The sequence below is a fragment of the Streptomyces albidoflavus genome (genome assembly GCF_000719955.1).
In the GTDB taxonomy this organism is placed as follows: Bacteria; Actinomycetota; Actinomycetes; order Streptomycetales; family Streptomycetaceae; genus Streptomyces; species Streptomyces albidoflavus.
The window spans coordinates 66,214-91,746 of sequence record NZ_JOII01000002.1; the positions used below are offsets into that span (position 1 = coordinate 66,214).

The 25,533-nt window shown below is 75.0% G+C and carries 21 protein-coding genes; 7 read left to right on the top strand and 14 right to left on the bottom strand.

Annotation, left to right across the window (positions count from 1 at the left end):
• Window positions 1–54: 54 nt before the first annotated feature.
• The 7 genes from IF45_RS0102015 to IF45_RS0102050 form a co-directional block, all read right to left on the bottom strand.
• Complete coding sequence (locus tag IF45_RS0102015) at window positions 55–1,383, bottom strand: FGGY-family carbohydrate kinase (RefSeq protein WP_030305117.1); 1,329 nt, start codon at window positions 1,381–1,383, stop codon at window positions 55–57.
• A complete protein-coding gene (locus IF45_RS0102020; protein WP_030305120.1) occupies window positions 1,380–3,878 on the bottom strand; it encodes a hypothetical protein in 2,499 nt (832 codons plus the stop codon). Before IF45_RS0102020 ends, IF45_RS0102015 begins: the two co-directional genes overlap by 4 nt.
• Window positions 3,872–5,020 carry a hypothetical protein gene (locus tag IF45_RS0102025; RefSeq protein ID WP_030305122.1) on the bottom strand — a complete coding sequence of 383 codons (1,149 nt, stop codon included), beginning with the start codon at window positions 5,018–5,020 and terminating at the stop codon, window positions 3,872–3,874. The genes IF45_RS0102020 and IF45_RS0102025 overlap by 7 nt, the downstream gene beginning before the upstream one ends.
• A gap of 38 nt (window positions 5,021–5,058) precedes the next feature.
• The gene (locus tag IF45_RS0102030; RefSeq protein ID WP_030305124.1) at window positions 5,059–6,909 is read right to left on the bottom strand and encodes a serine/threonine-protein kinase; all 1,851 of its coding nucleotides are present in this window, start codon (window positions 6,907–6,909) and stop codon (window positions 5,059–5,061) included.
• A gap of 533 nt (window positions 6,910–7,442) precedes the next feature.
• Entirely contained in the window at window positions 7,443–8,135 is a 693-nt protein-coding gene (locus tag IF45_RS0102040) for an RES family NAD+ phosphorylase (protein WP_008407888.1), read from the bottom strand.
• Window positions 8,135–8,812 carry a hypothetical protein gene (locus tag IF45_RS0102045; protein WP_008407886.1) on the bottom strand — a complete coding sequence of 226 codons (678 nt, stop codon included), beginning with the start codon at window positions 8,810–8,812 and terminating at the stop codon, window positions 8,135–8,137. The genes IF45_RS0102040 and IF45_RS0102045 overlap by 1 nt, the downstream gene beginning before the upstream one ends.
• The gene (locus IF45_RS0102050; RefSeq protein ID WP_030305127.1) at window positions 8,796–9,446 is read right to left on the bottom strand and encodes a hypothetical protein; all 651 of its coding nucleotides are present in this window, start codon (window positions 9,444–9,446) and stop codon (window positions 8,796–8,798) included. Before IF45_RS0102050 ends, IF45_RS0102045 begins: the two co-directional genes overlap by 17 nt.
• 273 nt (window positions 9,447–9,719) lie before the next feature.
• On the opposite strand from IF45_RS0102050, the gene IF45_RS0102055 reads away from it, so the two are divergent.
• Both IF45_RS0102055 and IF45_RS0102060 read left to right on the top strand, forming a co-directional pair.
• Window positions 9,720–11,081 carry a PP2C family protein-serine/threonine phosphatase gene (locus IF45_RS0102055; protein ID WP_008407881.1) on the top strand — a complete coding sequence of 454 codons (1,362 nt, stop codon included), beginning with the start codon at window positions 9,720–9,722 and terminating at the stop codon, window positions 11,079–11,081.
• 304 nt (window positions 11,082–11,385) lie between these two features.
• A complete protein-coding gene (locus tag IF45_RS0102060; protein ID WP_030305130.1) occupies window positions 11,386–14,382 on the top strand; it encodes a 3-keto-alpha-glucoside-1,2-lyase-like domain-containing protein in 2,997 nt (998 codons plus the stop codon).
• Window positions 14,383–14,446: 64 nt separating this feature from the next.
• Here the strand turns inward: IF45_RS0102060 and IF45_RS0102065 are convergent, their stop codons facing one another.
• Window positions 14,447–15,928, bottom strand: a complete 1,482-nt coding sequence (locus IF45_RS0102065; protein WP_003946670.1) for a condensation domain-containing protein — start codon at window positions 15,926–15,928, stop codon at window positions 14,447–14,449.
• Window positions 15,929–16,070: 142 nt separating this feature from the next.
• Between IF45_RS0102065 and manD the strand changes: the two genes are divergently transcribed.
• The 3 genes from manD to IF45_RS0102080 all read left to right on the top strand — a co-directional run bounded on the left by manD (window position 16,071) and on the right by IF45_RS0102080 (window position 18,940).
• Window positions 16,071–17,285: a D-mannonate dehydratase ManD gene (manD, locus tag IF45_RS0102070; protein ID WP_003946671.1), complete on the top strand. Its 1,215-nt coding sequence runs from the start codon at window positions 16,071–16,073 to the stop codon at window positions 17,283–17,285.
• 118 nt (window positions 17,286–17,403) lie between these two features.
• Window positions 17,404–18,258, top strand: coding sequence for a metallophosphoesterase family protein (locus IF45_RS0102075; protein ID WP_015508278.1), 855 nt, complete (start codon window positions 17,404–17,406; stop codon window positions 18,256–18,258).
• Window position 18,259: 1 nt separating this feature from the next.
• Window positions 18,260–18,940 carry a 4'-phosphopantetheinyl transferase family protein gene (locus IF45_RS0102080; protein WP_003946673.1) on the top strand — a complete coding sequence of 227 codons (681 nt, stop codon included), beginning with the start codon at window positions 18,260–18,262 and terminating at the stop codon, window positions 18,938–18,940.
• 13 nt (window positions 18,941–18,953) lie between these two features.
• Here the strand turns inward: IF45_RS0102080 and IF45_RS0102085 are convergent, their stop codons facing one another.
• Window positions 18,954–19,736 carry a VOC family protein gene (locus IF45_RS0102085; RefSeq protein ID WP_003946674.1) on the bottom strand — a complete coding sequence of 261 codons (783 nt, stop codon included), beginning with the start codon at window positions 19,734–19,736 and terminating at the stop codon, window positions 18,954–18,956.
• Window positions 19,733–19,867, bottom strand: a complete 135-nt coding sequence (locus tag IF45_RS33735; protein WP_003946675.1) for a hypothetical protein — start codon at window positions 19,865–19,867, stop codon at window positions 19,733–19,735. Before IF45_RS33735 ends, IF45_RS0102085 begins: the two co-directional genes overlap by 4 nt.
• A gap of 107 nt (window positions 19,868–19,974) precedes the next feature.
• On the opposite strand from IF45_RS33735, the gene IF45_RS34350 reads away from it, so the two are divergent.
• Both IF45_RS34350 and IF45_RS0102090 read left to right on the top strand, forming a co-directional pair.
• Entirely contained in the window at window positions 19,975–20,067 is a 93-nt protein-coding gene (locus IF45_RS34350) for a putative leader peptide (protein WP_350495117.1), read from the top strand.
• Between the two features lie 169 nt (window positions 20,068–20,236).
• Window positions 20,237–21,694: a sulfatase-like hydrolase/transferase gene (locus IF45_RS0102090; RefSeq protein WP_008405124.1), complete on the top strand. Its 1,458-nt coding sequence runs from the start codon at window positions 20,237–20,239 to the stop codon at window positions 21,692–21,694.
• Between the two features lie 9 nt (window positions 21,695–21,703).
• Here IF45_RS0102090 and IF45_RS0102095 read toward each other — a convergent pair whose 3' ends face one another.
• From IF45_RS0102095 to IF45_RS0102110, 4 genes are read right to left on the bottom strand one after another with little or no spacing between them, the layout of a single operon-like run.
• Window positions 21,704–22,654 carry a DUF4303 domain-containing protein gene (locus tag IF45_RS0102095; protein WP_003946677.1) on the bottom strand — a complete coding sequence of 317 codons (951 nt, stop codon included), beginning with the start codon at window positions 22,652–22,654 and terminating at the stop codon, window positions 21,704–21,706.
• A gap of 19 nt (window positions 22,655–22,673) precedes the next feature.
• Complete coding sequence (locus tag IF45_RS0102100; RefSeq protein WP_003946678.1) at window positions 22,674–23,417, bottom strand: PIG-L deacetylase family protein; 744 nt, start codon at window positions 23,415–23,417, stop codon at window positions 22,674–22,676.
• Window positions 23,414–24,073, bottom strand: coding sequence for a DUF1796 family putative cysteine peptidase (locus IF45_RS0102105; protein ID WP_003946679.1), 660 nt, complete (start codon window positions 24,071–24,073; stop codon window positions 23,414–23,416). Before IF45_RS0102105 ends, IF45_RS0102100 begins: the two co-directional genes overlap by 4 nt.
• Before the next feature lie 13 nt (window positions 24,074–24,086).
• Window positions 24,087–25,271 carry a hypothetical protein gene (locus IF45_RS0102110; RefSeq protein WP_015508276.1) on the bottom strand — a complete coding sequence of 395 codons (1,185 nt, stop codon included), beginning with the start codon at window positions 25,269–25,271 and terminating at the stop codon, window positions 24,087–24,089.
• Window positions 25,272–25,533: the final 262 nt, after the last annotated feature.

Sequence of the window (25,533 nt, forward strand, 5' to 3'; positions counted from 1 at the left end):
CTCCTGGAGGGGTCGGGCGCGCGGGTCGACCGCGTCGCGGCGAAGGGGCGGTGGTCAGGGCACGGGATCGGCCGGCAGGGCGCCCAACGGGATCTCCTGGGCGGCGGGTTCGGCTCCGTGCCGGTGCGGGGCCGGAGCCTCGGGCGCGAGGGGGTGGAGGACGAGGTGGGCGGTCCCGTCGGTGGTGACGCGTACGCCCACGTGGAAGCGGTCCCCGGCCGCCGCGGAGACGGTCACGGCGGTCGCGGAGACGCCGCCGCGGGTGCCCGCGCCCCGGACCAGGAGCTGGACCTCGCGTCCGGTGCCGCCCTCGGCGGGCGCGGCCCCGAGCCGGACCCGCTCGCCGCCCGTCTCGGCGAAGACGGTGGCCCCGCCCGGGGCGAGCGTGCCGGGCGGGCTGATCACCAGCTCCTCGTCGCGCGGCAGCCCGCCCACGGTGCGGTGGACCCGTACGGCGACGGCGTGCGGGTACCGGTCGGCCGCGTCCACCCGCCCGGCGGCCACCAGGGCGGCCCCGAAGACCGGGGCCAGTGCCGGATCGGTGCCGTCCGGCAGCGGCACCGGCAGGCCCAGCCGGTCCGCGAGGTGCCGCACCAGGGTCGCCGAGCGCGCCGCGCCGCCGACCGCGACCACGGGCGTACGGTCGGGGCCCGCGTCGGCGAGTACCCGGTCGAGGCCCTCGGTGAGACGGGCGAAGGCCCGGTGCACGACGCCGGCGGTGATCTCGCGCCCCGCCACCTCGTGCACCACGGTGTCGGCCAGCCGCTCCGCGCGGTCCGGGCGCGCCACCATCCGGTCCAGGGCCACCTCGGTCCGCCGCCCGCTCTCGGCCCGGGCGAGGGCCAGCAGCCGCAGGACCTCCGGGTCGTCGGCGGTCAGCCCGGCCCCGTCGAGCACCGCCCGGTCGAACGCGGCGCCGTAGCCGCCGGGCAGGGGCGCGTGCCTGGGCGGGCCGGAGACGGCCCAGGTCCCGCCGGTGAGGACGCACCGGGCGAGGCTCACCCCGGCACCGCCCAGGTCGCAGACGAGCACCGGTGACAGGGGCGGGGTGCCCGCGTGCCGCAGCAGGGCGAGCACCGCGTGCGGGACGCCGAGGAGTTGAGGCGGCGGCTCCCCCGTCTCCCCTGCGGGGGGCGGGCGTTCGCCGTGCGGGACGACCGCGACCAGCCGGCCGGGCGGGCCGCAGTGCGCGCGGTACGCGGCGCACGCGGCGGCGAGGGCGGCGGCCCGGTCGCCGCGGACCCGGTCCGGGGTCGGCAGGCCCTCGCCGGGCACCGTGCCGGGCAGGTCGACGAGGTACGGGGGCCCGTCGCCGTCGGCCCGCGCCACCCGCAGGTAGCGGGAACCGGCGTCGACGGCGACAGCCGGGGCGGCGGCCGTCATCTCCGCCTCCCGGGGACGACGCGGCCCATCTTCCGGAACAGGCCCGGGCGTTCCCCCTCGGCGGCGGGCACGGCGGCCGGCGGCGTGCCCGGCCGGCGGTGCCACAACTCCGCGAGAACCGCTTCGTGCCAGGCCCGTTGGTGCCGGCTGTGCTCGGTCAGCCGCTCGCGCAGCCCCGGGTGGCGGTCGTCGCGGGTGAGCGCCCCGTACAGGCGCAGCCCCGGCGAGCCCGGCGCCGCCGCGTCCATGGCCCGGGCGACCTGCTCCAGACCGCCCGGCCCCTCCGTCACCGTCCAGCCGGCGACCGCGTCGAGCAGCTGCGCGGGCAGCCGCACCGGGACACCGGCCTCCAGCAGCAGCCGGGCCAGCTCCTCGTACGGCGCCCCGCTCTCGGCGGCCCGCCGGAACTCGCCGACGGGGCGCAGCCACCCGAGGTCGTACCGGGCCGCCACGTGTCTCATGAGGTACGGGGGTACGTCGAGGTCGGCGAGGGGGCGGCCCCGGCCGGTGAGCCGGTCGTGCACGGTGTCGCAGACCAGGCCGAGGAAGGCGCCCGGGACGGCGGCGGCGAGCTGTTCGGTCACCTGCCAGCCGCGCGGCCCCGGCGGGCCGGCGAGGAGGGCGTCGACGGCGAGGCGCCGCAGTTCCCCGTCGGAGGCGCACCGGTTGATCAGGGCGGCGACGTACGCGGGGAGCTGCCCCTTCTCGCTGAGCTGGGCCAGGCGGGGCATTCCGGGGCCGCCGGTTCCGCTGGCCGCGCAGAAGAGGTCGGCGTCGGCCGCCACTGAGCCGTCGTGCCGCCCGTCGGCGGGGACGAGCCGCGCCACCGCCTCGCCGAGGGTGCGGTCGCTGCGGGCGGCCCGCCACAGCCCGGGCCACATGGCGCGGAGCGCCTCGGGGCGCCGCTGCTCCCGGGCGATGTCCAGGGTGGTCCGCCAGCCCTGGTCGGAGACCTCGGCGAAGTCGGCGGCGTCCCTGGCGGTGGTGGCTTCCGCGTCGCCGCCCAGGAGTACGGCGGCGAAGCGGAGCCAGCCGGGGGTGGCGGCCGGGGAGCCTTCGCCGTGCGCCCGCCGCACCAGCCGGGCGAGCGGCTGCAGGCTGCGCCGGCGGTTCTTCAGCAGGTAGCGGAGCCAGGTCCGCGCGACGGCCTCGTCGCCGAGGAGGAGGCGGTCGGCGCGGTCGGTGGCGCGTCCCCACTGGTCCTCCGCCATGTAGATGAGCGAACCCGCCCAGTCCTCGGGCGGACTCGGGGCGTCCAGCAGGGCGTGGAAGAGGTCGGCGAAGGAGCCGGGCCGGTGCGGCTCGACCTCCGCGTGGACGACGCCCAGGTAGCGCTGGGCCCGTTCGAAGGAGCGTGCCGGGTCCCCGGCGGCGAGAACCTGCGCCACGAGGACGGCGCAGAGCCGCCCCGACCACTGGGCGGCGAGGAGCGCTCCGGCCCGGGCCTCGCGGACGTGTGCCACCAGGTAGCCGGTGAGGACGGCGAGCCGCCGGTCGTCGAGGGAGTCGGCCGGGTGGCGCTGCAGGACCCGCGCCGCCTCGGCCGGCTCCCCCGCCCCGGCGCCGATCTCCTCGACCACCGTGTCCAGCAGGTCCGCCTCACGCAGGGCCTTGAGGGTGCCGTACGGCTCGGGGGCGGGGGTGGCCGGTCCGGTGGCGGCGAGCAGGTGCCGCACCAGGCCGTGGGTGTCGCCGCTCTTGGCCCGCAGCGCGAGCAGGCCCCGCAGGTAGCCGCGTGCCGCGTCGCCCCGGGGGCCCGGCGGCGGGGCGCCGCCGTACACCGCGGTGCTCTGGCCCTGGCGGACGGCGGGCGCGAAGAAGAGCCGGAGGTCGTGGTCGGCCTGCCCGGTCCAGGTGGCGGCGCTGAGCCAGGACCGGCAGGCGTACGGCAGGAGCGAGCAGATCGCGTCGAGCACCCGGACCCGCTCCGCGACGTCCGGGAGCGGCCGGCCGGGGCTCGGGGTGAGGGCGACCTGCCGGCCGTCGAGGAGCAGGGCGGCGACACCGGCGGCCCAGGGGAAGCCGAGTTCGTCGACGAGGGCGGCGAGTTCGGCGGCGGAGGTCTCCGGCACGGTGACGGCCGCCGGTTCCTCGCCCCCGGGACCGCCCGTCGGCAGGGCCGAGAGCGCGCGGTCGATGCCGGTCCAGGTCAGGGCGGTGTCCGAGACGTCCGGCCAGTCGAACAGGGCCAGTTGCCAGGTGTAACCGGGGGCGCCGGTGCCGTCGGTCGTCCCGTCCCAGCTGGTCTCCACGCGGGCGCAGGCCGGGGTGGGGCGGGTGTCGGAGGCGGCGAGGAAGACCCGCCAGGGCAGGGCGCCCTCGGGGTCGCGGCCCTCGGGGGCACCGGTGGCGGCGGCCCGCCAGAGGTAGTCGCCCGCCCGGTCGCCGGGGAGGCTGCTGCGCAGCACCTCGTACCCCATGGTGCGTCCGGGGTGCTTGCCGAGCACCGCGTGGTGGGCGGGGAGCCGCCGGCCGCCGGGGCTGCGGTTCACCACGGCTTGCCCCCGCGCCGGTTGGTCTCCCGGTGGATGCGGTCCTCGAGGTCGATGAGGGGTTCCAGGACGTTGATCGGGCCCGGTGAGGTGCGCAGGTACTTCCGTCCGTCGGCCTCGATCTCCTGGACGTAGTCCCGGTAGTCGAAGACGTGCTGCGGGGCGAGGCGGAAGCCGACGGCGGAGGTCGCGTAGTACGCGATGCGCCGCGGGTCGAAGTAGGTCTGGAGGGCGTCGCGGACGAGGCGGGCGGTGGCGCCCCGGAAGTCGTCGCACATCCACTGGAAGAACTGCTCGCCGCGCTCCCTGGGGATGCGGGGCAGCTGCGCGCCTTCGTGGTCCTGGGTGACCCAGCCGGCCTCGGCGGCGGGCTGGAAGATGCCCGGGTGGTCGAACTTGGCGACGCAGACGGAGACATGGTGGGGCAGCCGGCCGTCGACGAGCCCGCCCCGGTTGCGGACCTGCGCGGTGAGCAGGGTCAGGGCGGAGTGGAGGAAGTTGAAGCTCTCGGTCGCCCGCTGGGCGTCGCCGAGCGGGTCGAAGAGGTAGATCAGCCCGTGGGAGCGGGCGAGGAGGCTGACCAGTTGGGCCTGCTGGGGGTGGCCGTCGCCGTAGACCTCGCCGGCCGCGTCCTGGATGTCGAGGACGAAGTTGGGCCGCCGGCCCGGCCCCAGCTTGCGCTTCTTCCGGGGCCCCTGCACGGACCAGGCGATCTCGCGGACGCCCATGGTGGCCTCGGGGAAGGCCCGTTGCCGGGTCAGCAGGTCCATGCCCTGGCTGAGGTAGGCGTTGGCCTCCTCCGTCATGCCGCTGATGTGCCAGCCGCCGCCGTGGTGGCGCTGGTGCTGCATGGCGGCGAGCGGGAGCGCGGCCAGGTAGGTGGTCTTGCCCGAGCGTGGTGCGCCCCACAGGCCGATCCGGACGCGGTCGGCGTCCGGTCCGGCGGTGGGGACGCGTTCCGGCAGCCCCTGGGGCACGGCGTCCGGTACGGGCTGAGGTGCGGCGGGCGGCGGGCCGCTCCGGGCGCCTTCGTCGGCGGGCCCGGCGGGCGAGGGCAGCGCGACCGGCTCCGGGTCCGGCCGGGGGCCGCCGCCGTGCGGGGGCGTGACCGGCTCGTTCCGGTTCGGGTCGTAGAGATCGGCCATGGGCTCTCCTCGTACTGGGGCCACGTGGTGGGGCGGTGTCACCTGAGGGGTGTGGCGAAGGCGAGTGGGCAGGCGGGGCCTTCGTGCCGCCAGGGCGGGTCGAGGGCGCGGACCACGTCCTGGGGCGAGTCGGCGCCCGGCCGGAACACCCCGTCGGCGCCGAGGGCCCGCCATGCCTCGGCGGCGTACCGTCCGGCCTGGCGTGCCGCCGCGTCGGGCGCGGGCGGCCCGGTCGCGGGGTGCGTCCGGGCGAGCAGGCGGAAGCCGCCGGCCCGCAGCCGGCCGAGCGCCGTCCGCCAGTCCGTGCCGCGCGGGCAGGCCGGTACGACTCCGTGCTGGCGGGCCGGGGCGGGCGGCCGGCCGCCGACGACCAGCAGCACCCGGCAGGTCTCGTCCGAGTCGGCGCCCACGGGCCGCCGGGCGGCGAGCACGGCCGCCTCGTGCAGCGCATCCTCCAGGGAGGAGACGGTGTCCTGCCGCCCCGGCGCCGGGGACCAGGTGGCGAGGGCGGCGTGGAGTTCGGCCGGGGGACGGGCGACGACGGGGGCACGGAGCAGCAGGCCCGCCTTGGCCCAGGCGGTCTCGTAGTCGGTGTGGTCGTAGTGGCCGACGGCGCCGGCCCGGACGGTGGCGCCCGCAGGGTCCTTGCGGGCCAGGAGGGCGGCGACCTCCCGGACGAAGGCCAGGCGTTCCTCCGTCTCGGCGCGGTCGGCGCCGCCGAGGTCGACGGTGAGGAGCAGTTCCAGGGCCGGCGGGCGGACCATCCGCCGGGGCAGGGCGGCGAGGAGCCGGGAGAGGTCGGCGGTGGGCTCCTCCGGTGTCCGCTCGCCGGCCGGGGCGACCAGCTCCACCTCGCCGGGACCGCGCAGGGCGAAGGTGAGCCGCTCCGGTTCCAGCGCCCGGACCTTGAGCTGCCGCAGCGCGAGGGCGGGGGTGCCGGGCGCGGGCGGCCCGGCGAGTACCGGGAGGAGGGGCGTGCTGTCGGTGGGGCCGCCGTACACGGTGACCTCGGCCGTCACGGTCTCGTCCGGGCGCAGGACGAGGCCCGCCGGGAAGAGCACGTGGCTGTGGGGGTGGACGGCGCCGGTGTGCGGGTCGACCCGGGCGAGGAGCAGGGTGTGATCGGCCGGCAGGGGCAGGGTGCGCAGGAGCCGCCGCACCCGGACCGCGCCGCCGGGCCGGCCCTCGGGCGCGCCGCCCTCCCCGTCGGCGGCGAGGCGTACGGCGGGGTTCTGGACCGCCACGGCCCCGGCGCGCCGCAGGAGTTCCCAGCCCGGGGCGGACCGCAGCAGGACGGCCGTGGCCCCGGGCGCGGTGCGCAGGCTCTCGGCGAGCCAGGCGCGTACGGCCTCGTCGAACGCGCGCCGGTCCACCGGCGGGAGGGTGCCGACACCGCCCGCCAGCTGGAAGCGGCGCAGGGTGGGATCTCCGTCGAGGGCGGGCACCACGGAGCGCCAAGGGGTGCTCGACGTGTCGCCCGGCACGGGGATTCCGGCGCGGGTGATCTGCACCTGGGTCAGGTGGAGCCCGTCGGGGGCGCATTCGAGGAAGGACACCTGGGCGCGGCCCGCCAGGAGGGCCTGGACCCGGGTGCTGTCGCCGGTCTCCTCGCGCGGAGCGCCCGCCGGTACGTGACCGTCCCCGGGCGGGGTTCCCCCGAGGACGGCGGTGAGGCGGTGGTGGCCGTCGGTCTCCGGGCCGGGGGCGACGAGTGCGGCGGCGCGCAGGTCCCAGGCGTGGCGGGCGGCCCCGAGGGCGGCCTCGGCGGCGGCCAGGTCGCGGGCGGTCGCGGCGCCGAGCACCGGGTCGCCGTACAGGCGTACTCCGCAGACCTCACACAGTTCGCGTCCCGTCTCCGGGGTCGCGCAGACCGGACACCTCACGTCCACGCCGCGGCCCTCCGTCCTCCGTGGGTCTCCGGCCCCGCGGCAGGCTTCGCCGGGCACCCTCGACCGGAACCCGTACCGCCGTTCCGCGCCGGGCCGACGCGTACGACCGGATGCCACCACCTCGCCATGAACCCGCTCCCCCGCCGCTCCCCGCCCGGCGGACTGCCGGCCGGTGGGCTGGTTTCCATTGCAGCGGACCAGCCGGGCGCGGGCCGGGCGCGTTCTGGGCGCATCCCGGCCGCCGCCGGCTCAGGTCGGAAGGGGGCGGGCGGGATGAGGCCGAGTTCCGCCAGGCGGGCGGGGCGCGCGAAGACCGAGCAGGTGCGCGCCTCTTCGGGTACGGGAGCCCTGCGGTGCGGGTCAGGGCGGCCCCCAGGCCCCACGTGATGCCGTACGTCCGGGCGAAGCCTCGTCCGGGGCCGCGCCGTCGTCCGCGCCCTGCCGGTCGGGTGGGCGGTGCGCCGGTGGAAGGCGCTCAACCCGCCGGCCCACTCCTTCGCCGGCTGCCTGATCGAGGAGCAGCACGGAGCCGGCTAGGGGGTGTCCCCGGTGTCCCGTAGCGGCCGCGAGATCTCGGCCCGCAGGGGTTCGAGGTACCGGTTGGCCAGGTCGATCCCGGCGTCGGAGTCGAGGCGGGCGATGCCCGCGTCCGCCACCACGTCCAGCGGCTGGCCGCCGCAGCCGTCGAACCGGTCGTGGAAGAGGACCAGGGCCCGCTGCGGCCGGTTGTGGCGGGACTGCCAGATCAGTCCCGCCACGTCGGGCGCCTGCGCGCGGATCTCGCTCGCCCAGCGGCGGGCGGAGACGTAGTTCCGCTCGTCCTCCAGGAGCGTGGACTCCTGGCAGACGGCGGCGAGGTCCTTCGCCTCGATCAGGGAGACCAGGACCAGGTCGCACCGGGTCCGCAGCACGCTCAGGCGGCGCCCCACGACGGTGACGTACGGGATGCGGCGCCTGCCCGCGGGCAGTTCGAAGGGACGGGAGCGCAGCACGCTCTCGGCGAGCGCGGTGGTGGGGGTGTCGCCCAGGTAGAGGCAGTGGTACGGGTCGAGCCGCGTGCCGTCGAAGCGGCTGCCGTCCTTGAACTCGAAGGGATCGGCCAGCTTCGGGTTGAACAGGTGGGGCGCGTACCGCACGTTGTGCACCCGCCACAGCTCGGTCCCGGCCGGGATCACGTGCCGGACGGGGTGCAGTTCGAGCGAGGTCATCGGGAAGAGGCCGGTCATCAGTCGCCCTCCACCAGTGCCGTGGCGGCGGCGACCAGCTGCGCGTCGGGGAGCTGCCCGAGGAGCGACGCGGGCGTGCCGCCCAGCCAGGTGTTGCCGCTGAGCCACCAGGCGGCGGCGCCCCAGGGGTCGAGGTCGGCGAGGAGCAGCCGGTTGATCTCCAGGACGACCTCGTGCGGGCTCCCGCCGCCCTCGGGGAACTGGAACTCCGGGTAGCGGTCGCCGCCCACCGGGTCGGGGAGTCTGATCAGCCCGCGCTCGGGGGCCCCCGCCCCCGAGCGCGCGCAGACCTCGTCGGCGGAGAGGGCGGCGGCACCGAGCAGCTCGTCCGTCGTGCCCAGTGCCGGTCCAGCGGGCGGCGGCGGCGCCGACAGCAGCGCCATCAGCTCCCGCGCCCCCACGGCCACTCCCGGCCCGGGGGGCGCCGCGGTCAGCCGGAGGGCTCCCACGGCGTCGCGTACGGGATGGTCGTGCGGCAGGTCCAGCAGGACGCGGCAGACGTACTGGTAGGCCCGGCGCACCTCCATGGTGTCGTCGCACGGCACGGCCACAAGTGCGTACAGCCGGGCGAGCAGCAGCGCGTACCGCTCGTCGCCGAGCCCCTCGCGGACCGTCGTGCGGTGAGCCGCGATCAGGGTGAACAGCTCCTCGGCCGGCTCGTCACCACTCTCGTCCATCCCGTCCCCTCCTCGTTCCCGAAGTGCCCGGAGTGCCCGGAGTGCCTTCGCCGCGCTCCGTCTCCCGCTGCCCCGCCGGGGGCGGGAGCGCCGCTTCCCGGCCGCCGGCCGTCGCCGGTACGCCCAGCTCGGCCCTCATCCGGCGCCGCATCTCCCGCAGCAGGTGCCAGAGCACGTCGATGCGCTCCTGGGCGCCCGTGACGGAGTCTCCTTCGCGGGGCGCCCCCGCGTCGAGTCGTTTCACCATGCCGTAGACCGCGCCCAGTTCGCGGCTGAGCTGTCCGGCGAGATCGAGGACCGGGTCGGGTACGCGCAGCTGGGCCTCGGCGTACACGTCGCGGTGCTGGTCGCGGGCGTCGGTGAGCCGCTGCCGTACCGGGCCGGAGCCGTCCCGGCGCAGCGCGTGCACCTGGTCGGTGAGGGCGGCCAGGTACTGGCGTGTCGCGGTGTTGAGGGCGACGTAGCAGCTCCGTACGTCCAGCAGCTCGCCCCGGCGTTCGCGCGCCAGCTCGGCGCGCTCCCGCTCACGTTGCCGGCTGCGGTCCGCGGCGCGCTGGGTCAGCAGAGCGGACAGCAGTGTCCCGACGACCCCCACCACGGCGACCGACACGGCGGTCACACTCCCGACGTCCACACGTCCCCCGTTCCGGCACCCGGTCGCCTCACCCCACCAGCCAACCAAGCGCCGGGGCCCGGGCGCACCGCACACCCGGAAGTCGACCCGGGTACGGCCAGGAGACGACCGGACGCCCGGGCCGGTCCGCCGACGCACCGGGCGGCCTACCCCGCCACCCCGCCGATACGTGATTATCTCTCCTTTTGCCAGGACAGGGGCCGGCGAGGGCGTCGCGGGCACGGCGGAAGAGCAGGCGGCGCAGTCGGGCCGGCGACGGGAGGAAGCGGACGGGTGACGCGGGAATCGCCGGACGGAGCCGGTGGCGGGTCGGCCGACGTGCCGTACATGTCGCTGCTCAATCTGCCGCTCAGTTCCGATCTGGACCGGATCGGCGAGCAGATGCACGCGCTGGCCCAGGCCCAGCTGCGGCTGCAGGGTCTGCTCGAAGCCGTGCTCAGCATCACCGGTGAGCTGGAACTGCCCGCCGTGCTGCGGCGCATCGTGCGGACGGCGATGGATCTGTCCGGTGCCCGGTACGGGGCGCTGGGGGTGCTCGACGAGGAGGGCGAGTTCCTGGCCGAGTTCATCCCGCTCGGGCTCAGCTCGCAAGAGCTGGCGAACCTGTCCGGGGTGGAGCTGCCGCGCGGCCGGGGCCTGCTCGGCCACCTCATCCACCATCCCGACGAGCCGCTGCGGGTCGCCGAGATGGCGGCCCATCCGGAGTACGTCGGTTTCCCGCCCGGCCACCCGCCGATGCGCTCGCTCCTCGGCGTCGCGATCTCGGTCCGCGACCGGGTCTACGGCAACATCTACCTGTGCGACCGGGAGGACGGCCAGCCCTTCGACAGCCATGACGAGGGCGTGATCCTGGCACTGGCCGGCACGGCCGGGGTCGCGATCGAGAACGCGCGGCTGTACCAGCAGGAACGCACCAGCGCCGAGCAGTTCCAGCGGCTGCTGCTGCCGCGCCTGCTGGACGTGAGCCCCTTCGAGGCGCGCACGATCTACCGTCCGGCCGCCTCGCCGGGCCATCTGGGCGGCGACTGGTACGACGCGGTCAAGCTGCCCGACGGCTCCTGCACCGCCATCATCGGGGACGTCGTCGGCCACGACCTGAACGCCGCGGCGGCCATGTCCCAGATCCGCGGGATGCTCAGGGCCCTGTCCTTCGGCGAGACCACGGCACCCGGTCACGCCCTGGCCGAGCTGGACCGGATCGCCCACATGACGGACGAGCGCTTCTTCACCACCGCCTGTGTGGCGCGCATCGAACCCGACGGGCCGGGGAACTGGACGCTCCGCTGGTCCAACGCGGGCCATCCGCCGCCCCTGCTCGTCCTCCCGGACGCCACCACGCGGTACCTGGACGCCGAGCCGGGGCTGCCGCTCGGCGTCGACCTGACCGCCCCGCGCCCCGACCACACCCTCACGCTGCCCTGCGGGAGCACCGTCGTCTTCTACACCGACGGGCTGGTGGAACGCCGCGACGAGCCCCTCGACCAGGGCCTGGCGGCGCTGGCCGCGACCGCCGCCCGCCACGCCGACGGCCCCCTCGACGCGCTCCGCGAGGCGCTCATCGCCAACCAGCCCGGCGACGGCCACGACGACATGGCGGTCCTCATCGTCCGCACCCCGGATCCACTCGACGCCTGAGGCGAACGGGCCCGAGCCGCTTCCCCGACGGTCCGACGCCGTCCTCCCCGGCGTCGCCGGCGACCGCCCCGGGCACTTTGCGTCGCCAGCGACGAACTTTGAACACTCCGGTGACGAAGTATGGACGGCGCCGAGGGAAGCCTCCTACTGTTCTCGGCGCAGCCACCCGCCCGGAATCCCGTCCGGGCGCACCGCTGCCCCACTCGCACGCGCAAGAGCACGAGCCGCACGTTCACCCCCGGGCGCAGGGTGGCCCCACCCACCGCCGCGACGTGCCCCTCGCCGCGAGGGGCCAGGAGGAAACATGCTCTTACGGCCGTACCGCCGCTGCCGCAGACATCTCACCGGCCTGCTGGTCTCCACCTTCCTCGTCGGCACGTTCTCCGCCGTGCCGGCGGCCGCCGCCCCCGGGCCGCGCGACGAACTGCCGCCGCAGGAGCCCGGTGTCACCCTGCGCGTCTTCGACCTCCAGACCCCGATCGACGAACTCTGCGAGATCAAGGCCGGGCAGACGCCCAACGTCGACAAGCTGATGCCGGTGATCGACTGGAGCGCGACGGACGACTTCGGTGTCGCGGACCACTTCGTCTCCGAGGTCACCGCCAACCTCACCGTCCCCGAGGACGGCACCTACGACTTCCGGCTGACCAGTGACGACGGTTCGCGGCTGCTGATCGGCGGCGACACCGTCATCGACCACGACGGGCTGCACGGCGCCGAGCCCAAGGACGGCTCCAAGGAGCTGGCCGAGGGCCATCACGCCCTGCGGATCGACCACTTCGACCGCACCAACGACCAGCAGCTCACCCTGGAGTGGAAGCCGCCGGGCGCCGACGGCTTCACCGTCGTCCCCGACACCGTGCTGAGCACGGACGCGGACGTCGTCCGGGTGACGGCGCCCGGCCGCAAGGAGTGCGAGGGCGCCCTCGACTCGCCCGGTGACGGCCTGCCCCTCGACGGGGTCCACCCGGACTACGCCCTGACCGACCTGCGCCCCGACGGCTTCGAGCCGCAGGTCAGCGCGATGGACTGGCTGCCGGACGGGCGGCTCGCCGTGACCACCTGGGGCGGCACCGACAACACCGACGGCGAGGTCTACCTCCTCGACCACGTCCAGGGCGACACCGGTCCCGAGGAGGTGACGGCGAAGAAGGTGGCCGAGGGGCTCATGGAGCCGATGGGCATCAAGGCGGTCGACGGCAAGCTCTACGTCTCGCAGAAGCACGAGCTGACCGAGCTGTCCGACACCGACGGCGACGACGTCACCGACGAGCAGCGGACGGTGGCGACCTGGCCGTACGGCGGGAACTTCCACGAGTTCGCCTTCGGCCTGCTCTACCAGGACGGCGCCTTCTACCTGAACCTCTCCGTCGCCATCGACTACGGCGGCGCCACCACCGACCCGCAGCCGGCCGAGAACCGCGGCACGACCATCAAGGTCGACAAGGAGACCGGGAAGGTCAGCTACCTCGCGGGGGGCCTGCGCACCCCCAACGGCATCGGCTTCGGCCCCGAGGGCGACCTGTTCGTCCTGGACAACCAGGGCGGCTGGCTGCCCTCCTCGAAGCTGCTCCACATCAAGCAGGACCGCTTCTTCAACCACTACACCAACCCGTCGGGCCCCTTCGACGACCAGCCGGTCACCAAGCCGGTGCTCTGGCTGCCGCAGAACGAGATAGCCAACTCCCCCAGCACGCCGTTGCAGTTGACGGAGGGCCGGTTCGCCGGGCAGATGCTGTTCGGGGACGTGACCTACGGCGGCATCCAGCGGGCGTACCTGGAGAAGGTCGACGGCGAGTACCAGGGCGCGGTCTTCCGCCTCACCCAGGGTCTGGAGGCGGGCGTCAACCGGATCAGCATGGGGCCGGACGGCGCGATCTACGCGGGCGGGCTCGGCGCGGGCGGCAACTGGGGCCAGGAGGGCAAGCTCACCTACGGCCTCCAGAAGCTCACGCCCAGCGGTGACAAGGCCTTCGACATGCTGGCGATGCGCGCGAAGCCGGGCGGTTTCGAGATCGAGTACACCGAGCCGCTCTCCGAGGAGACGGCCGCCGGCCTCGCCGAGAGCTACCAGATCGAGCAGTGGGCGTACGCGCCGACCGCCGACTACGGCGGCCCGAAGATCGACGAGGAGACCCTGTCGGTCAGCGAGGCGACCCTCTCCGAGGACGGCAAGAAGGTCACCCTCTCCGTCCCCGGCCTCAAGGCCAACCGCGTCGTCCACCTCCGCTCGCCGCGCCCCTTCAGCTCCGCCGAGGGCACCGAGCTGTGGAGCACCGAGGCGTGGTACACCCTCAACTCCCTGCCGGGCGACCAGCCTCCGGCCACCCTGTACGAGGCCGAGGAAGCCGCGCTCACCGGCGGCGCGGGCGTCGACACCGAGCACGCGGGCTACTCCGGCGGCGGCTTCGTCGACAACTTCGGCGAGCAGGGCGCGTCCGTCGCCTTCGACGTGAGGGCCCCGAAGGCGGGCACGTACGACGTGGGGCTGCGCTACTCCAACGGCCCCGACCCGGCGCCGGGCACCAAGACGGTGAGCCTCCACGTCAACGGCGAGAAGGTGCGGCAGGCGGAACTGGCCTCCACCACCGACTGGAAGACCTGGAGAACCGCGACAGAGAAGGTGGAGCTGCGCGAGGGCCGTAACACCGTGGCCTACTCCTACGACGACGGCGACAGTGGCCATGTGAACCTGGACATGATCGCCGTCCACCCGGAGGGCGCCCGTATCCCGCTCTTCGACGGGACGGGCCAGGCGGCCTGGCAGCATCCGGACGGCCGCACCCCCGAATGGCCGGTGAGCGGCGGGGAGATGGAGATCGCCGGCGGGGACCTCCGCACCAAGCAGGGGTTCCAGGACTTCCGCGCGCACGTCGAGTTCTGGCTGCCGGAGCTGCCGCCGGACGTGACGGGCCAGGACCGCGCCAACAGCGGCGTGTACCTCCAGGAACGCTACGAGGTGCAGATCCTGGACTCCTACGGGGACACCACGCTCGCCGACGACGAGGCCGGGGCGATCTACACCAAGAAGGCGCCGGACGTGAACGCCGCCACGGCGCCCAAGACCTGGCAGACGTACGACATCACCTTCCGTGCCGCCCGGTACGACGCCTCGGGCGAGAAGACCGAGGACGCGCGGATCACGGTGGTGTGGAACGGGGTCACCGTCCACGACGACGTGGCGGTGGACGGTCCGACCGGCGGCGGCGCGGCCGAGGACCCGACGACCGGGGCCCTGCGCCTCCAGGACCACGGCAGCAAGATCCGCTACCGGAACGTCTGGGTGGAGCCGCTCACCTAGGCCGATGCCGGACGCCGGTTCCGGGGTGGCGGGCGCACGCCGCCGCCCCGGAGCCGCGGCGTTCCTACCGGCCCGCGCCCACCGGCGCGGTACCGGCCTGCTGCCGCAGGGTCCCCAGCGTGGCGAGGGTGGCCACGGCGGGGCCGCGCACCGCACCCGCGCCGGCGATCTCCCGCACGGTCCGGCGCAGCCCCTCCTCCAGGCCGGTCATGGTCCGGCGGGCCTGCGGGGTGTCGACGTGGATGACGTTCATGTGCAGCCCCTCGTCGTCCCGCTGGAACCAGAGGCAGGCACCGTTGGCGCGGGAGGACCAGACGTGGGTGGTGGGCCGCCAGACGTCGTGGTGGGCGGCGCCGGGACTGCGGCGCATGTCGATGTAGGAGAAGAAGTTCACCGGGTACGGCCACGAGGTGGCGGCGAAGTGCTCGGGGGCGAGCAGTTCCCAGGCCCGGACGAACGGCACGTCGACATGGCGGATCATCTCCGCGAAGGCGGCCTTCACCTCGGCGAGCAGGTCGGGCAGCTGTGCGCCGGGCCGGACCGGGAACTCGATGGGCATGGTGTTGACGAACCAGCCGACGGCGTGCCGCCAGGGTCCGTCGCCCCGTTCGCTGACCGGCATCAGTGCCCGGTAGATCTCGGGTCCCCCGGCCTCGCGCAGGGACCGGGCGAGCGCGGCCATCACGCCCATGAAGGGCTTGCCGCCGGCGTCCCGGCACTCCTGGTCGAAGGCGGCCGCTCCCCCGGCGTCCAGCAGGGTGCACGCCTCGTTGACGATCGGGTACATCCGGCCCGGCTCCACGCCGAGGTCCAGCGGGAACGGCGGGAAGAACGCCCCCGCCCGCTCGGTGTACGACCGCCAGTGGTCCAGCCGCGCGTCCTCGGCGGTCAGGGTCAGAAAGCGGCGGCGCTGGGTGTCGGCGAAGTCCAGGTAGCTGCCGGTGGGCGGCAGTTCCGGCTCGCGGCCGCAGAGGGCGGCGGAGTAGGCGTGGGCGATGTCGTGGACGACGTTGGGCATGGAGACGCCGTCGCAGACGATGTGGTCGAAGGCCAGGTACACCGTGGTGGAGGACTCGCGGACCACGGCGCCCATCGCGAACAGGGGCCAGGCCAGGGTGTCGATGGTGGCGCGGAACCGCTCGGCCAGGAAGTCGCGGACCCCCTGGGTGGTGGTGAACTCGCCCAGTTCCGCCGCCTGGAGGGTCAGCCCCTCGGGCGGGTAGGAGGCGCAGGAGAGGTCGCCGGCCAGGCGCCGGAAGGCGCACCGAAGCACCTCGTGGCGGCGGACGAAGGAGAGCAGCGCCTCTTCCAGGGCCGCGTGGTCGAGCGGACCGGGCAGTTCGAAGGTCACCGCGATCCAGGAGGCCACCGGATCGGCCGAGTCGCGGCTCTGTTCGGCGGCGGTGAAGTGCTTGTCCTGGTTGAAGGAGGCCCGCCGGGCAGCGCCGGGCCCGTCACCCCCGTCCGGCGCGTCCGGCGAGCACAGCCGCCACTCGACCAGCCTGCCGGGGGCCGTATCGAGCGCCTCCAAGGGGAACTGCCGCATATCGGATCGCCTTTCCGCTCAGAGCCGACCCGTGCTCAACGAAGCCGCCCCTGCTACGTCACGCGCCCCTCCTCACCCCGGGAGGTGCCACGGCACCCCTTTCGCAGGTACGTTCGGTCCGGTCCAGCAACCGAGGAGCCCGATGAGGATCACCGACGCCCAGGTCGTCGTCACCAGTCCCGGACGGAACTTCGTCACGCTGAAGGTGACGACCGACGAGGGGCTGACCGGCCTCGGCGACGCCACCCTCAACGGGCGCGAACTCGCCGTCGCCAGCTACCTCTCCGACCATGTCGCCCCGCTGCTGACCGGGCTGGACCCGCACCGGATCGAGGACACCTGGCAGTACCTGTACCGGGGCGCGTACTGGCGGCGCGGCCCCGTCACGATGGCCGCGGTGGCCGCCGTCGACGTCGCCCTGTGGGACATCAAGGCCCAGGCCGCCGGGCTCCCCCTCTACCAGTTGCTCGGCGGGGCCTGCCGCGACCGGATCGCCACCTACGGGCACGCGAACGGCCGCGACATCCCCGAACTCCTCGACTCCGTCCGCGCCCGGCTGGCCGAGGCGTACCCGGCGGTCCGCGTCCAGACCGGCGTCCCGGGCCTGCGCGCCGTCTACGGCGTCCACACCACCGACGGCGAGGGGGCGGCCGTCGCACACCAGCAGGCCCGCCCTCTCGTGGAGGACTGGGACACCGAGGCGTACCTGCGTCACCTGCCGGCCGTCTTCGAGGCCGTACGCGCCGAGTTCGGCCCCGAGCTGCCGCTCCTGCACGACGCCCACCACCGGCTCACCCCCGTCCAGGCGGCCCGGCTCGGCAAGGACCTGGAGCCGTACCGGCCGTTCTGGCTGGAGGACTGCACCCCGGCGGAGAACCAGGAGGCGCTGCGCCTGGTCCGGGGGCACACCACGACGCCGCTGGCGGTCGGCGAGGTCTTCAACACCGTCCACGACTACCGGGGGCTCATCACCGAGCAGCTCATCGACTACGCCCGCTCCGCCGTCACCCACTTCGGCGGCGTCACCCCGCTCCGCAAGCTCTTCGACTTCGCCGCCCAGTACCAGGTCAAGGCCGCGATCCACGGGCCCGAGGACATCTCCCCGGTCGGCATGGCGGCCGCCCTCCACCTCGACCTGGCCGTCCACAACTTCGGCATCCAGGAGTACAGCGGCCACACCCCGCTCACCCACGAGGTCTTCCCGCACGCCTACACCTTCACCGACGGCCACCTCCACCCCGGCGAGACCCCCGGCCTCGGCGTCCGCCTCGACGAGGAACTGGCCGCCGCCCACCCCTACGAGGCGGCCTACCTGCCGGTCAACCGCCTCCAGGACGGCACCCTGCACGACTGGTGAGCCCGCTGCCGGTGGCAGCTTCACGACGGGGGTGTACGCGACCGGTCCGGCTCCGTAGGCTCTGATCATGCGGGGGGCCGGACGTCGGCGTGCCCCACAGGAAAGGTACGGGGTAGGCATGTCCGGGAGTCGCCGGCTGGTCGCGATCAGCGACCTCCACATCGGGTACGCGGAGAACCGCGAGATCGTGGAAGGGCTCCGCCCGGCGGGGGACGGGGACTGGCTGCTGGTCGCCGGTGACATCGGCGAATACGTCCGCGACGTGGAGTGGACGCTGACCCGGCTCGCCAGTCGCTTCGCCAAGGTGATCTGGACCCCCGGCAACCACGAGCTGTGGACCCCGCGCGACGACACGGTCCAGCTCCGCGGCGAGGCCCGCTACCAGCACCTGGTCGCGCTCTGCCGCCGCCTGGGAGTGGTGACGCCCGAGGACCCGTACCCGGTCTGGGAGGGGGAGGACGGTACGTCCGCGCTGGTCGTCCCGCTCTTCCTCGGCTACGACTACACCTGGCGCCCCGCCGGGACCCACACCAAGGAGCAGGCGCTCGCCTACGCGCACGAGACCGGGGTGGTCTGCACCGACGAGTTCCTGCTGCACCCGGACCCCTACCCGGGGCGCGACGACTGGTGCCGGGCCCGTGTCGCCCTCACCGCGCGCCGCCTCGACGCCGAGCGCGAGGGCCGGCCGACCGTCCTGGTCAACCACTATCCGCTGGTGCGCGAGCCCACCCGGGTGCTGCACTACCCGGAGTTCGCCCAGTGGTGCGGCACCGAGCTGACCGCCGACTGGCACCTGCGGTACGAGGCCGCGGCGATGGTCTACGGACACCTCCACATCCCCCGGACCACCTGGCACGACGGGGTCCGCTTCGAGGAGGTCTCCGTCGGCTACCCCCGCGAATGGCGGCGCCGCACGACACCGCCGGGCACTCTGCGGAGCATTCTGCCCGCCCCCGCGAACCGAGGACGCTGACATGCTGAAGACGATCCTGCCCGAGGGACTGAGCGTGGTGGAGACCCGGGCGGACGTCCCGGAGTCCACGCTGTACGCGGAGGAGGCGGCGGTCGTCGCCCGCGCCGTGCACAAGCGCCGGGCGGAGTTCACCGCGGTGCGCCACTGCGCCCGGCAGGCCATGGCCGAACTGGGGGTGGCTCCCGCGCCGTTGCTGCCGGGCGAGCGCGGGGCACCGCGGTGGCCGGACGGCGTGACGGGCAGCATGACGCACTGCGACGGCTACCGGGCCGCGGTGGTCGGCCTGGCCTCCCGGTTCAGGTCGGTCGGCGTCGACGCGGAGCCGCACGACACGCTGCCCGACGGCGTTCTCGGCACCATCGCGCTGCCCTCGGAACGCGAGCGGCACACGGCGCTGCGCCGGGACCGTCCTGACGTGCACTGGGACCGGCTCCTGTTCAGCGCCAAGGAGAGCGTCTACAAGACCTGGTTCCCGCTGACCGGCCGATGGCTGGACTTCGAGGAGGCCGACATCACCCTGGCCCCGGGGGCAGGGCACACCGGAACCTTCACCGCCCGCCTGCTGGTGCCCGGCCACACCACCTCCGGGGACCCGCTGACCGGTTTCGAGGGACGGTGGACGGTGGCCGAAGGGCTGGTCTGCACGGCGATCGCCCTCCCCGCACCCGTCCCGCGGCCGTAGCGGCGCGCGCCGCTCAGCAGCCCTGCCTCCCGCACGCCCCGTCCGCCTCGGCCTCGCCGCCGGTGGGGACGTGCGGGTCGCGGTCGGTGAGGCAGTACAGGCTGCCCGCCGGGTCCCGCAGGACGATCCACTCCTTGCCCTCGGCGACGAAGCGCGCGCCGAGCGCCTCGTGGCGGGCCCGCGCTTCGGCCGGGCGCAGCACGGCGAGGTCGAGGTGGGCGCGGGCGGGCTGTTCGTCGTCGAGCCGTTGCACGAGGAGGCGCACCGGCACTCCGAGCGGGGGCCGGAGCCGGTGGAACTCGGGCTGCCCGGTGAGCACCGGCCGCCAGCCGGTGAGCGCGGCCCAGAAGGCGAGTTCCCGCTCGTGGGCGGCGGGGCCGATGTCGAGGCAGACCTGGTCCAGGCGCTCGCCGGCGACCACGGGCGGCGGTGTCCGCTCCCCCGCCCACGGCACGACGCAGAAGCCGAGCCCGGCGGGCGAGCGCAGCACACTGAGCCCGGGTTCCTCGAACGCCGTCGTGGCTCCGGTCTCCTGGGCGTGCCGTACGAAGGCCGGGACGTCCTCGACGCAGAGGTCCAGGTGGGCGCCGCCCGGCCCGTCGGTGACGGTCTGGTGCTTGAAGGACGGGTCGGCGCCGCTGGGCGGGAGGAAGGTGACGAACTCCCCGTGCTCTCCTCGCGTGGGAGAGAGGGTGCTCCCGGTGACGGCCGCCCAGAAAGCGCGGACGGCCTCCTCCTGGGGCCGGGGCCGGTCGGCGAAGGCGTAGATCCAGCGGACGGCGGGCGGCGGGGTCATCGGTCCTCCGGGGTCGGTGGCGTGGAGCGGGCGAAGACGTCTCGATGATCGCGTACGGCGGCCGGGCGGTCGCGGAGGCGAAGGACGACCGGCCGGGCCTTGGCGGTGACGGTGAGGGCGCGCCGGATCATCTCACCACCCTTGCCCGTGCGGGGCGTTGAGAGCGGACGGAACCGCGCGTCCGCTGGGCGAGACGGGACGTTGACACGGACATGGCCGGGTGGAAGGGTCCTGGGCCATGCAGCCCCTCGGTGATCTTTCGGTCACGCTCGTGGAGCGCCGCCACGTCGATCTGGGACGCCTGGCGAGCGCCGTCTGTCGCTGCTCCTGACGCTCCGCCCGCCCACCGCGCCGCCGGTTCCGCCGGCCAGGCCGTGGCGCGGGCCACCCCGCTCCTCCTTCCTTCTCCCCCCGGCCGCCTCGGTGAACGGGCCGTGCCCCCGCGCGGGCCCGGCGCCGCCGTGCGGGCGGGGCCCGCCGCACTGTCCGGAGACGCCGCCATGCCTTCCTCACCCGTCCCTTCCTCTGCCGGCCCCGCTGCCCGCACCTCCCCGGCCTCCCCGCTGAGCCGCCGCGCCTTCGGCGCAGCCCTCGGCGCCACGGCTGCCGCGGCGACGGTCGGGGCGGCGGGCGCACCCGCTGCCGCCGCCGCGCCCGCCGAACGGCCGTTCCGCGCCGCCCCCGGCAGGCCCACCGGCCGCCGTCCCAACATCCTGTTCATCCTCGGCGACGACCTGGGCTGGGCCGATCTCTCCTCGTACGGCTCGCCCCACATCCGCACCCCGCACCTGGACCGGCTCGCGCGGCAGGGCGTGCGGTTCACCGACGCGTACGCCGGCTCGGCGACCTGCTCGCCCACCCGGTTCAGCCTGTACACCGGGCGGTACCCGGGGCGGACGCCGGGCGGTCTGGCCGAGCCGATCGCGGACCGTTCCGTGGGGCTGGAGCCGTCCCATCCGACGCTGGCCTCGCTGCTGCGGGACGCCGGTTACGCCACCGCGCTGATCGGCAAGTGGCACTGCGGCTACCTCCCCGACCACAGCCCGACGCGCTCCGGCTGGGACGAGTTCTTCGGCAACTTCGGCGGCGCGCTGGAGTACTACTCCAAGCTCGGCCTCGGCGGCGAGTACGACCTGTACGAGGGCGACGCCACGTACCAGGACCTGCGGTACTACACACGCGTCCTGACCGAGCGGGCCGCCGAGTACGTGAGCCGGGACCACCGCGAGCCGTGGCTGCTCAACCTCAACTTCACCACCCCGCACTGGCCGTGGATCGCCGACGGGGACGAGGAGGAGAGCGCGGAGATCGTCCGCCGGATCAAGGCCGGTGACCGGGGCGCCCTGTGGCACCAGGACGGCGGGTCGCTCGACAAGTACCGGGAGATGGTCGAGGACCTGGACCGTTCCGTCGGCCAGGTGCTGCGGGCGCTGGAACGCTCCGGGCAGGAGGAGAACACGCTCGTCTTCTTCGCCAGCGACAACGGCGGCGAGCGCTTCTCGTACAACTGGCCGCTGGACGGCAACAAGGGGTCACTCAAGGAGGGCGGCATCCGGGTCCCGTCCGTCCTGCGCTGGCCGGCCCGGATCGATCCGCGCCAGGTCAGCGACGTCCCGGTCTACTCGCCGGACTGGACGGCCACCCTCCTGGACATCGGCGGCGCCCGGCCGGACCCCGCCTACCCGCTGGACGGCACCAGCCTCGCCGGCTACCTGCTGCACGGCGAACGCCCGGAGGAACGCGACCTGTTCTGGCGGGTGCGCGGCGAGCGGGCCCTGCGGCGCGGCGACTGGAAGTACCACCGCTCCCAGGACGGCACCGACCACCTCTACGACCTCTCCCGCGACCAGCGCGAACAGGCGGACCGGGCGACGGCGGAGCCCGCCCGGCTCACGAGCCTGCGCACGGCCTGGGAGCGGACCGACGCGGGGTTGCTGCCGTATCCGGCGGCCGGGTGAGAGGACGGTTCACCGCCCGGTACGACGGGCGACCCCGGCGGCCACCTCGCGCACGGTGGCGTCGGGGTCCTCGCGGCACAGCCGGGTGAGGCCGGCGGTGAACCGTTCACGCCGCGCCCGGGAGAGCCGGACGCCCTCCAGGATCAGCAGCGCGTGGCAGCGGACCGCCGGCCAGCGGGAGTTCAGCCCGTCGAGGGCGGCGTCCGCCTCCGCCGGTCCGGTCTCGCACAGGCTCCGGAGCTTGGCCCACGGCCACTTCACACGCGCGTGCGCGAGCCGCTCCACCACCTGCGGTACGGCGTCGGCGCCCACGGCCCGGAGCAGCGCGGTGGCCTGCTCGCGGCCGAGGGCGGCGGAGCCGGGCGGTGCCTCGACCAGGGCGATCAGCTCGCGGGTGCGCCGGCCCACGGGCAGGGCGGCCAGCCGCGCCGTCTCCCGGTACTCCGCGTCGAGTTCGGGAAAGTGCCGGCGCACCTGGGCCGGGGTGAGCGTGCGCGGCACCAGTTCCCGCGCCTCGTCCATCGCGACGACGAGGAACTCCCGGCCGACCGTGTCCTCGGCGAGCAGTTCGCGCCGCGCGGCCCGGCACGCCTTCACCACGGTCCGCAGGTAGCGGGCGTGCACCGGCTCCCAGCGCCGTCCCCCGTCCGCCGTGGCCGCCTCCTCCAGGCGGGCGGCCCAGGCGTCCTCGGCGGGACCGGGATCGAGCTGCCAGGGCCAGTCGGCGGGGCTCCACCGCAGTTCCCCGGGCGTGCACCGGTCACCGGCCGCCGAGGCGACGGCCCGCTCCCCGGCCACGCCGACGAGCGGCCAGGCGATCACCGAGCCGGTCTCGGCGTGGAACGCGTGGACGGCGGCGGCGTAGAGCCGGTCGTCGGGATGTTCGGCGCGCATCCGCCGGACGAAACCGGTGAGCTGGTCCTGTACGGCCTGCTCCAGGCCGGCCCAGTCGAACGACATCGGCGGATCATAGCCGGGCTCACGCGCCGGGGCCGGGCCGGGCGTCGAGGGTCCAGGCCAGTTCCGCGCGCAGGGGGCCGGAGCGGGCGGCGAGGGAGCCGTGGTCGGCGGCGAGGGGGGCGAGCTGGGAGGCGTGGCAGAGGACGGCGGCGCGTTTGGCGGCCCACTGTTCGTCGTCGAGGCGCACGTCGTGGGCGACGGAGCAGGGGTGGTGGCGGGTCAGCTCCTGGTAGGCGAGGCCCCATTTCTGGCTGGCGGCCAGGGCGTCGGAGGCGCCGTCGGTCGCCCATTCGGGGAGGTGGCCGGTGTAGGGCAGGTCGGCGTAGACCAGGGTGCGGGCGGCGTCCGGCCGGTCGAGGGCGGCCAGGGCCTGGTGCCGTACCCGCTCGTGGTCGGGCTGGTTGGTGCCGAGGGGGACGAGGACGGTGGTGTCGGCGGTGAGGCCGGCCAGCAGGGCGTCGAGGCCGCGCAGGGGTCCGGTGGCGCCGTAGGGGCCGTCGGGGTTGGGCAGCAGGGTCTGTTCGGCCTCCAGCAGGGCGCAGGCGCGGGCGTCCTCGGCGCGGCGGCAGGCGTACGCCTCGGCGGCCGAGGAGAAGCCGCAGGTCGCGTCCCACCGGGAGACGGGGCTGCCCTCGGGCGGGGGCCCGCCGAAGACGGTGACGACGGTGAGCGGGCGCGGCAGGCGCCGGACGAGGGCGGCGACGGAGAGGGCCGCGTCGTCGAAGTGGGGAGAGAGGACGACGGTGCGCCAGGGCGGGGTCATGCGTCACCTGCTTCGGTGGGGGCGGGGCGGGGTCGGGGAACGCGCAGGCCGGCGAAGGCGGCGTCCCAGGCGCGGTCGTCGCCCTGCCAGCGGCCGGGGGCGGCGGCGACGGTTCCGGTGAGGATGCCGGGCGGGAGGGCCGCGGCGTCGGCGGGGGCGGTCCGGCGCAGCCACAGCAGGGTGAAGGTGTGACCGGGGTGGCCGGCGGCGAGGACGGCGCGCAGTCGCCGGAGGTCGTCGGCGCTCGCCTCGTCGAAGGCGTCCAGGTGGACGTGGAGAACGCGCGCCGGCGAGGCCGTCAGTCTCCGCCAGCGCTCCGCGAGGGCGGCGAACTTGGCTTGGGCCCGGGGTAGTTGGAGGTCGATGTCGCTCTGGGTGAGGCGTTCGCCGTCGCCCGGGGTGAAGTCGTGGAAGAAGCGGATGTCGCTGCCCCGGTCCAGGGCGCACTGCCCGTCGCTGAAGGGCTCGACGGCTCCGGTGCGCAGGACGTCGCGGAAGCCGGTGTCCACGGCTTCGGTGACGGCGTCCAGGTCGAGGTCGAGCCAGTCGAAGAAGTGGGCGCTCTCCACTCCGGTGATCCGCCGGAGCTGATAGGTCGTCTCGCAGTGGTAGCCGAGGCCGACGCAGGCGTCGAAGGCCGCGCGGCGGGTGTCCACGGTCGCCCCTCTCTCAGTGGGGGGCAAGGGGGGCGGCGGGCGGTGGGGTCCTGCGGCGCAGGGCCAGGCCGTGGCTGCCGCGTTTGGTGAGGTAGGCGCGGCCGCCGCAGACGGCCTCGATCCGGGGCTCCACCAGGACCGTCTCGTCGGCCACCTCCCAGTGCGGGGTGTGGGCGAGCCAGGGCCGGACGGTGGTGCGCAGGGCCTCGGGTTCGAGGGCGAGGAGGACGAGGTCGGCGGGGAGCCGGTCGAGGAGGGCCAGGTCCTGGCCGTAGTAGAGCATCTCGATCAGCAGGTGGGGGCCGCGCGGTCCGGACCCGTCGGCCAGTTCCTTCAGGCCGTCGGCCGAGACGCGCAGGTGCTCGGCGCCGGCGAGGGCGGTGGTCAGGCGGTGGCGGAAGCGGTCGTTGGGCTCGGTGGCGTGGACCCGGTGGCCGGCGGCGAGCAGGCGGCGGGTCAGGGCGCCCTCGCAGGCGCCGGCCTCGACCAGGGGTGCCGTTCCGGGCGGGCAGTGGCGGACGGTCCAGGCGAGGGTGGCGTCGAGCCGGGCCCGTTCGTAGGGGGAGGCGGCGAACTCCCAGGGGTCGTCGACCTCGGCGGCGTCGTCGCCGAGGCTGGCCAGCAGCGCGTACAGGCGGTCGGCCTCGGCGGGCTCCGAGCGGAAGAAGCGCTCGGAGGCCGGGACGCGAGCGGTGTCGATCCGGTACTGCGGGGAGCCGGCGGCGAGCAGCTCCTGACCGTGGAGGTTGACGAACTCCCTCTTCGCCTCGGCCAGTTCCGGGGTGAGGGGAATGTCCTCGTCGCTGATGACCTGGAGATACGGCGAGTGGCCGACCGCGTGCCGCACCGACAGCCCGTGCGCGGCGCGGACGGTGTCCCGGCCCAGCCGGGCGCGTGCCTCGCGGTTGTCGGCGGGCGAGTGGGTCCACACCGCGGCCTCGCGCCCGGCGGCCGCCGCGCCGATCCGGGCGGCCAGCTCTTCCGTCGTGGGCCAGGGGGTGCCCGGCTCCTCGGGCGGACGCAGGTGCGGGGCGAGGAGGGCGAGCCGTTCGGCGAGGCCCGTGCCGGGCGGGAGGCTGACGGTGACCTCGGGGTCGGCCAGCACCACCACGGCCTCGTCACGCGCCTCCCGGCTCAGCACGGTGAGGAATTCGAGTACGGCGTCCTCCACGCGGACGCACACCAAGACATCGATCACGGGCAGTCCTGTCTGTCGCGTGCGCCGACCGGGCGGAGAATCGCCGGAGGGCGCGAACGGGACACGCTTCGGCGGTCTCCCGCCCATAGGACTAGACCTATCACGGTGGCTGCGGAGCGCCCCGGGGTTGGCGCGCTTTCCGGTCCGATCCGGAACAGGGCCCGGACGCCTGGCCTCTTGGGCGGATCACGGGCGGGAGAAGCCGTGACCTGCCTGACCGGCGGCGGCCGCCGCAGGGAGACGGGGCACCGGATGGCTGATT

Coding starts and splice junctions, on each gene's coding strand:
- IF45_RS0102040 (WP_008407888.1), bottom strand. CDS start 8,135: ATGACCGGCCTCTTCCCGATGACCTCGCTCGAACTGCACCCCGTCCGG.
- IF45_RS0102015 (WP_030305117.1), bottom strand. CDS start 1,383: ATGACGGCCGCCGCCCCGGCTGTCGCCGTCGACGCCGGTTCCCGCTAC.
- IF45_RS0102100 (WP_003946678.1), bottom strand. CDS start 23,417: ATGACCCCGCCCTGGCGCACCGTCGTCCTCTCTCCCCACTTCGACGAC.
- IF45_RS0102075 (WP_015508278.1), top strand. CDS start 17,404: ATGTCCGGGAGTCGCCGGCTGGTCGCGATCAGCGACCTCCACATCGGG.
- IF45_RS34350 (WP_350495117.1), top strand. CDS start 19,975: ATGCAGCCCCTCGGTGATCTTTCGGTCACGCTCGTGGAGCGCCGCCAC.
- IF45_RS0102085 (WP_003946674.1), bottom strand. CDS start 19,736: ATGACCCCGCCGCCCGCCGTCCGCTGGATCTACGCCTTCGCCGACCGG.
- IF45_RS0102025 (WP_030305122.1), bottom strand. CDS start 5,020: ATGGCCGATCTCTACGACCCGAACCGGAACGAGCCGGTCACGCCCCCG.
- IF45_RS0102065 (WP_003946670.1), bottom strand. CDS start 15,928: ATGCGGCAGTTCCCCTTGGAGGCGCTCGATACGGCCCCCGGCAGGCTG.
- IF45_RS0102045 (WP_008407886.1), bottom strand. CDS start 8,812: ATGGACGAGAGTGGTGACGAGCCGGCCGAGGAGCTGTTCACCCTGATC.
- IF45_RS0102090 (WP_008405124.1), top strand. CDS start 20,237: ATGCCTTCCTCACCCGTCCCTTCCTCTGCCGGCCCCGCTGCCCGCACC.
- IF45_RS0102095 (WP_003946677.1), bottom strand. CDS start 22,654: ATGTCGTTCGACTGGGCCGGCCTGGAGCAGGCCGTACAGGACCAGCTC.
- IF45_RS0102080 (WP_003946673.1), top strand. CDS start 18,260: ATGCTGAAGACGATCCTGCCCGAGGGACTGAGCGTGGTGGAGACCCGG.
- IF45_RS33735 (WP_003946675.1), bottom strand. CDS start 19,867: ATGATCCGGCGCGCCCTCACCGTCACCGCCAAGGCCCGGCCGGTCGTC.
- manD (WP_003946671.1), top strand. CDS start 16,071: ATGAGGATCACCGACGCCCAGGTCGTCGTCACCAGTCCCGGACGGAAC.
- IF45_RS0102060 (WP_030305130.1), top strand. CDS start 11,386: ATGCTCTTACGGCCGTACCGCCGCTGCCGCAGACATCTCACCGGCCTG.